This window comes from Jejuia spongiicola (genome assembly GCF_023502325.1).
Taxonomy (GTDB): Bacteria; Bacteroidota; Bacteroidia; order Flavobacteriales; family Flavobacteriaceae; genus Wocania_A; species Wocania_A spongiicola.
On record NZ_JAMFLZ010000009.1, the window covers coordinates 61,818 to 74,910 of the forward strand.

At 32.8% G+C, this 13,093-nt stretch carries 9 protein-coding genes and 1 tRNA gene; 3 read left to right on the plus strand and 7 right to left on the minus strand.

All coding sequences use genetic code 11. From position 1 onward, the window contains the following. Window positions 1-49 precede the first annotated feature (49 nt). Window positions 50-754 (plus strand): DUF4369 domain-containing protein, encoded by a 705-nt coding sequence (locus M3P09_RS15925; RefSeq protein WP_249973895.1) that lies wholly within the window; start codon window positions 50-52, stop codon window positions 752-754. Window positions 755-810: 56 nt separating this feature from the next. On the opposite strand, the gene M3P09_RS15930 is transcribed toward M3P09_RS15925, so the two are convergent. From M3P09_RS15930 to idi, 4 genes are all read right to left on the minus strand, one after another. Then, window positions 811-884: transfer RNA gene (locus tag M3P09_RS15930), tRNA-Thr, on the minus strand. 59 nt (window positions 885-943) lie between these two features. Continuing rightward, a complete protein-coding gene (locus M3P09_RS15935; protein ID WP_099562905.1) occupies window positions 944-1,213 on the minus strand; it encodes a hypothetical protein in 270 nt (89 codons plus the stop codon). Between the two features lie 137 nt (window positions 1,214-1,350). Then, window positions 1,351-1,758 (minus strand): 6-pyruvoyl trahydropterin synthase family protein, encoded by a 408-nt coding sequence (locus tag M3P09_RS15940; RefSeq protein WP_099562906.1) that lies wholly within the window; start codon window positions 1,756-1,758, stop codon window positions 1,351-1,353. After that, window positions 1,742-2,281: an isopentenyl-diphosphate Delta-isomerase gene (gene idi, locus M3P09_RS15945; protein ID WP_249973896.1), complete on the minus strand. Its 540-nt coding sequence runs from the start codon at window positions 2,279-2,281 to the stop codon at window positions 1,742-1,744. The genes M3P09_RS15940 and idi overlap by 17 nt, the downstream gene beginning before the upstream one ends. 127 nt (window positions 2,282-2,408) lie before the next feature. On the opposite strand from idi, the gene M3P09_RS15950 reads away from it, so the two are divergent. Then, window positions 2,409-3,998: a peptide chain release factor 3 gene (locus M3P09_RS15950; protein WP_249973897.1), complete on the plus strand. Its 1,590-nt coding sequence runs from the start codon at window positions 2,409-2,411 to the stop codon at window positions 3,996-3,998. A gap of 144 nt (window positions 3,999-4,142) precedes the next feature. Beyond that, a complete protein-coding gene (locus M3P09_RS15955; RefSeq protein WP_249973898.1) occupies window positions 4,143-4,370 on the plus strand; it encodes a (4Fe-4S)-binding protein in 228 nt (75 codons plus the stop codon). 81 nt (window positions 4,371-4,451) lie between these two features. On the opposite strand, the gene M3P09_RS15960 is transcribed toward M3P09_RS15955, so the two are convergent. The 3 genes from M3P09_RS15960 to rpoB all read right to left on the minus strand — a co-directional run bounded on the left by M3P09_RS15960 (window position 4,452) and on the right by rpoB (window position 13,006). Further along, the gene (locus M3P09_RS15960) at window positions 4,452-4,769 is read right to left on the minus strand and encodes a DUF3467 domain-containing protein (protein WP_099562910.1); all 318 of its coding nucleotides are present in this window, start codon (window positions 4,767-4,769) and stop codon (window positions 4,452-4,454) included. Window positions 4,770-4,860: 91 nt separating this feature from the next. After that, on the minus strand, window positions 4,861-9,162 hold the full coding sequence (gene rpoC, locus M3P09_RS15965; RefSeq protein WP_099562911.1) for a DNA-directed RNA polymerase subunit beta': 4,302 nt from the start codon (window positions 9,160-9,162) through the stop codon (window positions 4,861-4,863). A 31-nt stretch (window positions 9,163-9,193) separates the two neighbouring features. Then, window positions 9,194-13,006 (minus strand): DNA-directed RNA polymerase subunit beta, encoded by a 3,813-nt coding sequence (rpoB, locus tag M3P09_RS15970; RefSeq protein ID WP_099562912.1) that lies wholly within the window; start codon window positions 13,004-13,006, stop codon window positions 9,194-9,196. Between the last annotated feature and the right edge of the window lie 87 nt (window positions 13,007-13,093).

Here is a 13,093-nt window from a genome sequence, read left to right on the forward strand (position 1 = left end):
AAAATATAATTATAGGATATTTGTCATTCCAAAAATTCTAAAATAGATTATGAAAAAATTATCGCTATTTGTTTTACTTATGTTAATAGTTTCTTGTGCAAAAGAGCAACCCGATTTAATTGTTAAAGCTAATATTAAAGGTTTAAAAAAAGGTACTGTTTATCTTAAAAAGGCAAAAGACACAGTTCTAATTACTATAGATTCTATATTGATCAATGGGAATCCTACATTTGAATTGCATAGCGATATAGAATCTCCAGAAGTGTTCTATTTATATTTAAATAAAAACACCAACCAAGACGATGCTATAGCATTTTTTGCAGATAAAGGTATTACAGAAATTAGTACTACATTAAAAAACTTTGTCTTTGATGCAAAGATTAAAGGCTCTAAACAACAAGAAACATGGGAAGAATATCAAACCATGATTTCAAAATTAAATAATAGAAACTTAGAATTGATAAAAGAACAATTTGAAGCTCAAAAAGATTCTGATACATCAAAACTTAGTTCAATTGAAAACGAGTACAATGGTTTATTAAAACGTAAATATTTATATGCTGTAAATTTTGCAATAAATAATAAAGATAGTGAAGTAGCTCCTTACCTTGCTTTAACTGAAGTTTATAACGCTCGAATTAATTTATTAGACACTATAAATAACTCTTTAACACCTAAAGTTAAAGCATCAAAATATGGAAAAAAATTACAAGTGTTTATTGACGAAATAAAAGAGGCTGATAAAAATAAATAAGCCAAATTATTAAAAAACAAAAAGCCTTTCAATATTGAAAGGCTTTTTGTTTTTAGAGCCGATGGAGGGACTCGAACCCACGACCTGCTGATTACAAATCAGCTGCTCTAGCCAGCTGAGCTACATCGGCGTTTTAACGGATGCAAATATAATAGCAAAAAAATAATATACAAGCAGTCCGTCAAAAAATTATCCTAGTTTATTAATTTTTTCTATTAGTGCTCGTCCTTTTTCTTCTAACTCTGCATTAATAGCCTTAAAATGAGTTTTAGGGTTTTCTACATCTCTAGCGTTTACTTTAGCTATTAAAGCGTCAAACGTTTCAATTGCTTCATCAATAATTGCTTCACTCTTTTTTGCGTCTTTATCTTCATTTGCGTTTTGCCAACTACAAACTACTCCAATAATATCTCCTAAAACATAGTTTATGTCTTTCTTTAGGTTTCTAACATTCGCCATAATTTCTAATTTAATTTAGGTGCAAAAATAAGTAAATAATTAAACATAAAGCTTTATTAACGTAGCATTATTAGAAGAAATTTAATGCTAAAAATTTACTCATGCTAAAAAAAGAGTATTTGCTTTTTATAGTATTACTAACCAGAATAACTCACAAAATTCCTTGGTGTTTCAAAAAGTGTAATTTCTAATTCCAATTCTGGTTTTAATTCAGGCTTAATTTTATCATAAATAACTACAACAATATTTTCTGCTGTGGGATTTAACTCCCTAAATTCAGGAACTTCTACATTTAAATTTTTATGATCGAAAGCGTCCTCAATCTTTTCTTTAATAATATCTTTTAAAGTTTTAATATCTATAACATAGCCTGTTTCTTTATCTATAGTACCTGTAACGCTTACTATAAGCTCATAATTATGACCATGAAAATTGGGGTTACTGCATTTACCAAAAATCAAGCTGTTTTTTTCATCAGTCCAATCTTTTCTATACAATCTATGAGCCGCATTAAAATGAGCCTTTCTACTAACTGTTACTTTCATTTGTAGCTAAGTTTATATGTTCGTAGAATTTATCAAAAATCACTTTAAACCATTCAGTGTAAAACTCAGGATGTAATGAAATATCAACTTCAATATCCTCTAATGACATCCATTTCCAGTTTGAAACTTCATCTTCATTAATTATTGGTGATTCGTTATAATTACCCAATAAAACATGATCATATTCATGCTCGGTTAGGCCATTATCAAAAGGAGCTTTATAAATAAATGAAATAGATTCCTTAAGTTCTACATCAAATCCCATTTCTTCCTGTAAACGACGTCTACCTGCTTCAATATTAGTTTCTCCGTCCCTCTGATGGCTACAACACGTGTTGGTCCATAAACCAGGAGAGTGATACTTATCTAATGCTCGTTGTTGCAACATCAATTCACTATTATCATTAAATATAAAAACTGAAAATGCTCGATGTAATAAGGCCTTTTCATGAGCCTCCATTTTTGACATTAAGCCAATTTTCTCATCTTTTTCGTTTACAAGAATTACTTGTTCTTCTTTCATAGTTTTACAAAAATACCAAGTAATTTTTTAAAAGACATTAATCTTATCATAAAAATAAAAAGAGGTGCATGGCTATTATTTTTTTTGGTACTATAAATAGTATATTTGCAACCCATTTATATAATATATGAGTTTTTTAAAAGAAATAGAACGTAGGCGTACCTTTGGAATTATATCGCACCCAGATGCTGGTAAAACAACACTAACAGAAAAACTACTATTATTTGGTGGTGCCATTCAAGAAGCTGGCGCCGTAAAAAGTAATAAAATTAAAAAAGGGGCTACGAGTGATTTTATGGAAATTGAGCGCCAACGTGGTATCTCTGTAGCTACTTCTGTTTTAGCATTTGAATATAATGGCATAAAAATTAATATTCTTGATACACCTGGGCACAAAGATTTTGCTGAAGATACGTTTAGAACGTTAACTGCTGTAGATAGTGTCATTGTGGTTATTGATGTTGCAAAAGGTGTTGAAGAGCAAACTGAAAAACTGGTAGAGGTTTGTCGTATGCGTAATATCCCTATGATTGTATTCATTAATAAAATGGATAGAGAAGGAAAAGATGCTTTTGATTTACTAGATGAAGTTGAGCAGAAATTAGGATTAAAAGTAACTCCCTTAAGTTTTCCAATTGGTATGGGGTATGATTTTAAAGGTATATACAATATATGGGAGAAAAACGTAAACCTTTTTAGTGGTGATAGTAGAAAAGATATTGAAGAAACTATAGAGATTTCAGATTTAGCATCTCAAGAATTAGATACGTTAGTTGGTAGTGAAGCTGCAAATACTTTACGAGAAGAAATTGAACTTGTTGAAGGCATATATCCAGAATTTGATAAAGAAAAATACCTTAACGGAAATTTACAACCTGTATTTTTTGGTTCAGCTTTAAATAATTTTGGGGTTAGAGAGCTACTAGACTGTTTTGTAGAAATAGCTCCGACACCAAGACCAAAACAAAGTGAGGAACGCTTGGTGCAACCTAACGAAAATAAATTTAGCGGTTTTGTTTTTAAAATTCATGCCAATATGGATCCAAATCACAGAAATCGATTAGCCTTTATAAAGATTGTTTCTGGCGAGTTTAAACGTAATGCACCGTATTTACATGTTAGAAACAATAAAAAAGTAAAATTTTCTAGTCCAAATGCATTTTTTGCTGAAAAAAAGGAGATTGTAGACATATCTTACCCTGGTGACATTGTTGGTTTACAGGATACGGGGAATTTTAAAATTGGAGACACTTTAACTGAAGGAGAAACACTAAACTACAAAGGTGTTCCAAGTTTTTCTCCAGAACACTTTAGATATATTAATAATGCCGATCCTTTAAAATCTAAACAGCTTTTTAAAGGCATAGATCAATTAATGGATGAAGGTGTAGCTCAGTTATTCACTTTAGAACTCAATGGGAGAAAAGTAATTGGAACCGTTGGTGCCTTGCAATATGAAGTTATTCAATACAGACTGGAGCACGAATATGGTGCAAAATGTACTTACGAAAACTTAAATGTTTTTAAAGCTTGTTGGGTTGATCCAGAAGATGACAAGAATGATGAATATAAAGAATTTATTAGAGTTAAACAGCGTTTCCTTGCAAAGGATAAGCAAAATCAACTTGTTTTTTTAGCAGACTCTGCTTTCTCTTTACAGATGACTCAACAAAAATATCCTAGTATTAAATTTCATTTCACATCAGAATTTGAGTAACTTTTACTATGCATTTCGTCGATTATTTTAAAAAACAACAGTATTTAATCGTATTTTTTATACATTTAAACGATTATTTTTAATTTTAAATTTTATAGATGCATACTTTTAAAACAGAATCATAACCCCAAATATGACCTACTTATGGAAACAAATCCAAACGTTTTCAGTAATTCCGATATTACTGTAACTTACAAACCCTGCGTATGCATTAATGCTGAGCGTTGTGCAAAAGGCCTTTCAAATGTTTTTAGAAACTCTGTTATTCCATGGATAGACTTGGACGGAGCTTCTACAAAAGTAATTATAAAGCAAATTAAAAAATGTCCTTCTGGTGCATTACAATTCTATGTAAATAAGGAAGTCGCTTAAAAAAGTAAAATTTTCTACATTTTTGAATAAATATATCAAAAACAAAAAAGCCCTAAATAAACTTTAAGACTTTTACTTTCTTTATGCTTGACCAGTTGGTCCGAAATTTAATGGAATTGGTGGTTGCTCATAATCTTTAATTTCGCCATGAGCATTTTCAAATCTGGCTACATTATCTCCTAGTGCTTTTAACAGTCGTTTAGCATGCTGAGGCGTTAAAATAATTCTAGCTTTCACTTTATTTTTAGGTACACCTGGCATTATATTTACAAAGTCTACTACAAATTCAGATACTGAGTGATTAATAATTGCTAAATTAGAATATATTCCTTCAGCAACACTTTCATCTAGCTCAATATTAATTTGACCTTGTTTCTGCTTATCTTTTTCTTCTGCCATAATCTTATGTTTTTAAATATAAAAAGCCTCCAAGTTTATATACATGAAGGCTTTTATTTTTTAATGATTCCTGCCTTCGCAGGAATAAAAATTAATTATAATTTAATTCTTTTTTCACTTGCATCATCTCATCAAATTCTTCTTTAGAACCCACAATGATATCCGTATAGTTACGCATACCTGTACCTGCTGGAATTCTGTGTCCAACAATTACATTCTCTTTAAGTCCTTCTAAAGAATCTACTTTACCTGCCACAGCTGCTTCGTTAAGAACCTTAGTGGTCTCTTGGAAAGATGCCGCAGATATAAATGATTTAGTTTGAAGCGATGCTCTAGTAATACCTTGTAATATAGGTGTTGCTGTAGCTGGTTGTGCATCTCTTGCCACTACAAGATTTTTATCTTCTCGTCGCAAAATTGAATTTTCATCTCTTAACTCACGAGGTGAAATAATTTGACCCGCTTTTAAGTTTGCTGAATCTCCAGCATCTTCAATAACTTTCATTCCGAAAATCTCATCGTTTTCTTTAATGAAATCTGCTTTATGAGCTAATTGATCTTCTAAGAAGATAGTATCACCAGAATCAATAATTCTAACTTTACGCATCATTTGTCTAACTACAACCTCAAAGTGCTTATCGTTAATTTTTACACCTTGTAAACGATATACTTCTTGTACTTCGTTAACTAAGTATTGTTGTACAGCAGATGGTCCTTTAATATTTAAAATATCATTAGGTGTAATCGATCCATCAGATAAAGGCATACCAGCTTTTACATAATCGTTTTCTTGTACAAGAATTTGATTAGATAATTTCACTAAGTACTTCTTAATATCACCTGTTTTAGATTCTACAATAATCTCACGGTTACCTCTCTTAATTTTTCCAAAAGATACTACACCATCAATAGCACTAACTACAGCTGGATTAGATGGGTTACGTGCTTCGAATAACTCGGTTACACGAGGTAAACCTCCAGTAATATCACCTGCTTTTGCTGACTTACGAGGTATTTTAACTAATATTTTACCAATATTAATTTTCTCTCCATCATCAATCATTAAGTGTGCTCCAACTGGTAAATTGTATGAACGGATAGTTTCTCCTTTAGAGTCTTCAATATGAAGCGTCGGGATTAATTTCTTATTTCTTGATTCTGAAATAACCTTTTCTTGGAAACCAGTTTGTTCATCAATTTCAACTTGATAGGTAACTCCTTGTTCTATATTTTCATATTTCACTTTTCCAGCGAATTCTGAAATAATAACACCATTATAAGGGTCCCAAGAACAAACCACATCACCTTTACTTAGGGTTTGGCCATTTTTAACATAAATAGTAGACCCATAAGGAATATTATTTGTGCTTAAAACTATACCAGTTTTCTTATCTGTTAATTTAAGTTCAGAGGTACGAGAAATAACAATATCAACATCATTACCTTCATTGTCCTGTCCTTTTACAGTTTTTAAATCTTCAATTTCTGCAACTCCATCAAATTTAACAGCAAGTTTGTTATCTTCAGAAATGTTACCTGCAATACCACCTACGTGGAATGTACGTAATGTTAACTGCGTACCAGGTTCTCCAATAGACTGTGCAGCTACAACACCTACAGCTTCGCCACGTTGTACCATTTTACCAGTAGCTAAATTACGTCCGTAACATTTTGCGCAAATTCCTTTTAAAGCTTCACATGTTAATGCCGAACGCACTTCTATAGTTTCAATTGGTGATGCTTGAATAGTTTTAGCTATGTCATCTTCAATTAATTGTCCTGCAGATACTAATAATTCATCAGTTAAAGGATTATAAACATCGTTTAAAGAAACACGTCCTACAATTCTTTCTTCTAAAGTTTCTACAACTTCATCATTTTTCTTTAACGGTTCAACTTCAACACCTCTTAAAGTACCACAATCTTCAGTATTTATTATAACATCTTGAGATACATCTACTAAACGACGTGTTAAATACCCTGCATCGGCAGTTTTAAGAGCCGTATCTGCAAGTCCTTTACGCGCACCGTGAGTAGAAATAAAGTATTCTAAAATTGAAAGTCCTTCTTTAAAGTTAGAAAGAATTGGGTTTTCAATAATTTCTCCTCCACCTGCGTTAGATTTTTTAGGCTTAGCCATTAATCCACGCATACCTGTAAGCTGACGAATCTGTTCTTTAGATCCCCTTGCTCCAGAATCAAGCATCATAAACACTGAGTTGAACCCTTGTTGATCTTCACGAATACGCTTCATAGACAATTCAGTCAATTCAGCATTTGTAGAAGTCCAAATATCAATAACTTGGTTATAACGTTCATTATTAGTGATAAGTCCCATGTTATAGTTGCCAGTAATTCCGTCAACTAAACCATTAGCTTTATCAATCATTCCTTGCTTTTCTGGTGGAATAATAATATCACCTAAACTAAATGATAATCCGCCTTGAAATGCAAACTTAAATCCTAATGTTCTAATAGCATCAAGGAAATCTGCAGTTTCAGGAACAGATGTTACTTTAAGAATATCTCCAATAATATCTCTTAACGATTTTTTGGTAAGTACTTGATTAATATAACCTGCAGCCTGTGGTACATGTTGATTAAATAATACTCTACCAACAGTAGTGTCAACAATCATTTTATCAAGTTTACCGTCTTCGTTAAGATCAATAGTTCTTACTTTTATACCAGCATTTAAATCAACTCTTTTCTCGTTAAAAGCAATAACTACTTCTTCTGGAGAATAGAAAGTTAAACCTTCTCCTTTAATTGGCAATTCTGGTGTAGACTTACGTAATTTAGTCATATAATACAACCCAAGAACCATATCCTGAGATGGTACCGTTACTGGTGAACCATTAGCAGGGTTTAAGATATTATGTGATGCCAACATTAATAATTGACATTCTAAAATAGCTTCTGGTCCTAATGGTAGGTGCACCGCCATTTGATCTCCATCAAAATCGGCGTTAAATGCAGTACATACTAATGGGTGTAATTGGATAGCCTTCCCTTCAATTAATTTTGGTTGAAAAGCTTGTATACCCAATCTATGTAACGTAGGCGCACGGTTTAGTAATACTGGGTGTCCTTTAAGAACATTTTCCAAAATATCCCAAACCACTGGCTCTCTTTTATCTATAATTTTCTTTGCAGATTTAACTGTCTTAACAATACCTCTTTCAATTAACTTTCTAATTACAAAAGGTTTGTATAATTCAGCTGCCATGTTTTTTGGCAATCCACATTCAAATAATTTTAATTCTGGTCCAACAACAATTACAGAACGTGCAGAGTAATCAACACGTTTACCTAATAAGTTTTGACGGAAACGCCCTTGCTTACCTTTAAGTGAATCTGATAATGATTTTAATGGTCTGTTAGAATCTGTTTTTACTGCTGATGACTTACGTGTGTTATCAAATAATGAATCTACAGATTCTTGTAACATACGTTTCTCATTACGTAAAATTACTTCTGGTGCTTTTATCTCAACCAATCTTTTTAAACGGTTGTTACGGATAATTACACGACGGTATAAATCATTTAAATCAGACGTTGCAAAACGACCACCATCTAACGGCACTAACGGACGTAATTCTGGCGGAATAATTGGCACAACTTTCATAATCATCCATTCTGGACGATTTTCTCTATTGTTATTTGATTCACGTAAAGCTTCAACAACTTGCAAACGTTTTAAAGCTTCAGTTTTACGTTGTTTAGACGTTTCAGTATTTGCTTTATGACGTAATTCGTATGATAAAGATTCTAAATCAATTCTTGCTAATAATTCAATTAAGCACTCAGCCCCCATTTTAGCAATGAATTTCTCAGGATCAGTATCATCTAAATATTGATTTTCCTGAGGAAGTGCTTCAAGAATATTTAAGTATTCCTCTTCAGTTAGGAAATCCATTTTTTGTAATGGTTCTCCTTCTTCATTTTTAGCACCACCTGGTTGAATAACTACGTAACGTTCGTAGTAAATAATCATATCCAATTTCTTAGATGGTAAACCAAGTAAATAACCAATTTTGTTTGGTAACGAACGGAAGTACCAAATATGAGCTACAGGAACCACTAAGTTTATGTGTCCTACTCTATCTCTACGTACTTTCTTTTCGGTAACCTCTACACCACAACGGTCACAAACAATACCTTTATAACGTATTCTTTTATATTTACCACAAGCACACTCATAATCCTTTACAGGACCAAAAATACGCTCACAGAACAAACCATCACGTTCTGGTTTGTGAGTTCGATAATTGATAGTTTCTGGCTTTAAAACTTCACCTCTAGATTCTGCTAAAATAGATTCTGGTGATGCTAAACCAATTGAGATTTTATTAAATCTCTTTACTGTATTCTTATCTTGTTTTCTTGCCATAATATATGGTTGAAATGAATTTATTAATTAACTACTCCTCTAATCTGATATCTAGACCTAAACCTTTCAATTCATGCATTAATACATTGAATGATTCTGGTAAGCCCGGATCTGGCATTGGTTCACCTTTTACAATACTTTCGTATGTTTTAGCTCTACCAATAACATCATCAGATTTTACAGTTAAGATTTCTCTTAAAGTACTTGAAGCTCCATATGCCTCAAGTGCCCATACTTCCATCTCACCAAAACGTTGTCCTCCAAACTGTGCTTTACCACCAAGAGGTTGTTGTGTAATTAATGAGTAAGGTCCAATAGAACGTGCGTGCATTTTATCATCAACCATATGCCCTAATTTCAACATATAGATGACACCCACAGTTGCTGGCTGGTCGAAACGCTGTCCTGTTCCGCCATCATATAAATATGTATGACCATATCTTGGAATTCCAGCTTCGTCTGTGAATCCATTAATTTGATCGATTGTAGCCCCATCAAAAATTGGTGTTGCATATTTACGATCTAATTTTTGACCTGCCCATCCTAAAACAGTTTCATAAATCTGACCAATGTTCATACGAGATGGTACACCAAGCGGATTCAATACGATGTCAACAGGAGTTCCATCTTCTAAGAATGGCATATCTTCTTGACGAACAATACGAGCAACAATACCTTTGTTACCGTGTCGTCCTGCCATTTTATCTCCTACCTTAAGTTTACGCTTTTTAGCAATATAAACTTTAGCTAATTTGATAATTCCTGCTGGTAACTCATCACCTACAGAAATAGTAAACTTCTCACGACGTAACGATCCTTGCAAATCATTTTCTTTAATTTTATAGTTGTGAATTAAATCAGCAACTAATTGATTTGTATGAGTATCAGTAGTCCATTTTCCAGATACTAAATGCGCATAATCATCAACAGCATTTAACATTTTTAGAGTGAATTTTTTACCTTTTGGTAGTACTTCTTCTCCTAAATCATTAAAAATACCTTGAGCCGTTTTACCATTTACAATTGTAAAAAGTTTTTCAATTAAAGTGTCTTTCAATGCATCAAATTTAGCATCATAGATACCTTCTAATTGTAAAATATCATCTTTATCCTGAGCTCTTTTACGCTTATCTTTTACTGCTCTAGCAAATAACTTCTTTTCAATTACAACACCATTTAAAGATGGCGAAGCTTTTAAGGAAGCGTCTTTAACATCGCCTGCTTTATCTCCAAAGATAGCGCGTAGTAATTTTTCTTCTGGAGTTGGATCAGATTCTCCTTTTGGTGTAATTTTACCAATAAGAATATCGCCTGGTTTAACTTCGGCTCCAACACGAATCATTCCATGCTCATCTAAATCCTTAGTAGCTTCCTCTGAAACGTTAGGAATATCATTAGTCAACTCTTCGTTTCCTAATTTAGTATCTCTAACTTCTAAAGAGTATTCATCTATATGAATTGATGTGAAAATATCTTCACGAACCACTTTTTCAGAAATTACAATAGCATCCTCAAAGTTATACCCTTTCCAAGGCATAAAGGCTACTTTCATATTTCTACCTAAAGCTAATTCTCCTTTTTGAGTCGCATAACCTTCACATAAAACTTGTCCCTTAGTAACTTTATCACCTTTAACAACAATTGGTTTTAAGTTGATAGAAGTCCCTTGGTTTGTCTTTCTAAATTTTACTAATTGGTATGTTTTAATATCACTATCAAAGCTTACTTTAGCTTCATCTTCAGTACGATCGTATTTAATTTTAATTTCATTAGCATCAACATATAGTACTTCTCCATTTCCTTCGGCATTAACTAATACTCTAGAGTCTGAAGCAACTTGACGTTCTAAACCTGTTCCTACTATTGGTGCTTGTGGCAATAATAATGGTACTGCTTGACGCATCATGTTAGATCCCATTAATGCTCTATTTGCATCATCATGTTCTAGGAATGGAATTAAAGATGCCGATATAGATGAAATTTGATTTGGTGCAACGTCTGTGTAGTTTACAGCAGTTGGCTCAATTACTGGGAAGTCTCCTTCCATTCTAGCAATTACCTTATCGTGTAAAATCTTTCCATTGTCATCAACTTCAACAGTTGCTTGGGCAATTAATTTTTCTTCTTCCTCTTCAGCACTTAAATACGTTGGTGCGTTTTTAATATCTACAACACCGTCAGTTACTTTTCTATAAGGTGTTTCAATGAATCCCATAGAATTAACTTTAGCAAACACTGAAAGTGATGATATTAAACCAATGTTTGGTCCCTCTGGAGTTTCAATAGGGCATAAACGCCCGTAGTGTGTATAGTGAACATCACGAACCTCGAATCCTGCTCTTTCTCTAGATAAGCCTCCAGGTCCTAATGCTGATAAACGACGTTTGTGTGTTATCTCTGCTAATGGATTTGTTTGATCCATAAATTGAGATAACTGATTTGTTCCAAAGAAAGAATTAATAACAGACGATAACGTCTTAGCGTTAATTAAATCAATTGGTGTAAATACCTCATTGTCACGAACGTTCATACGCTCACGAATAGTACGTGCCATACGTGCTAAACCAACTCCAAATTGAGATGATAATTGCTCTCCAACTGTACGTACACGACGGTTAGATAAGTGATCAATATCATCAATCTCTGCTTTAGAGTTAATAAGCTCGATTAAGTATTTTATAATAGTTATAATATCTTCTTTGGTAAGCACTTGCTTATCCATTCCGATATCTAACTGTAATTTTTTATTCATTCTATAACGTCCAACTTCACCTAAAGAATAACGTTGGTCAGAGAAGAATAATTTATCAATAATACCACGTGCTGTTTCCTCATCTGGCGGCTCAGCATTACGTAATTGTCTATAGATATGTTCAACTGCTTCTTTTTCAGAATTTGTTGGATCTTTTTGAAGTGTATTATGAATAATAGCATAATCACCTTGCTCAGAAGTTTCTTTATGTAAAAGAATTGTTTTTACTTCAACTTCAAGAATTTCTTCAATATTTTCTTTATCAAGAACTGTATCACGATCTAGCACAATTTCGTTACGCTCGATAGATACTACTTCTCCTGTGTCTTCATCAACAAAATCTTCATGCCATGTATTAAGTACACGAGCAGCCAATTTTCGTCCTAGATACTTTTTTAATCCAGATTTAGAAACTTTTACTTCTTCAGCTAAATCAAAAATCTCTAAAATATCTTTATCGCGCTCAAAACCGATAGCTCTAAATAATGTTGTTACAGGTAACTTTTTCTTTCTATCAATGTAAGCATACATTACCTGATTGATATCTGTAGCAAATTCGATCCAAGAACCTTTAAATGGAATTACTCTTGCAGAATACAATTTTGTACCATTAGCATGGAAGGATTGACCAAAGAAAACTCCTGGTGAACGGTGTAATTGAGATACTACTACACGTTCTGCACCATTAATACAAAATGTACCTGAAGGCGTCATGTAAGGTATAGTTCCTAAGTACACATCTTGAACAATGGTTTCGAAATCTTCATGTTCAGGGTCTGTACAATATAACTTTAACCTTGCCTTTAGCGGAACGCTATAAGTAAGACCTCTTTCAATACACTCTTCAATAGCGTATCTTGGCGGATCTACAAAGTAATCTAAAAATTCTAAAACAAATTGATTACGTGAATCTGTGATTGGAAAGTTTTCCATAAAGGTGTTGTAAAGACCTTCATCACCTCTTTCTTCTGATTTAGTTTCTAATTGGAAAAAATCCTGAAAGGATTTTATCTGAATATCCAAAAAATCTGGATACTCTGTTCTATTTACAATAGACGAGAAATTTAATCTTTCAGCTTGTGTTGATAACATCAATGGACGGAATTATGATTAAAAAAATAGTGATAGTGCTTTTAAACACTGATTAAACAGCTTAAACAGTTTTACTTATTTATGTAG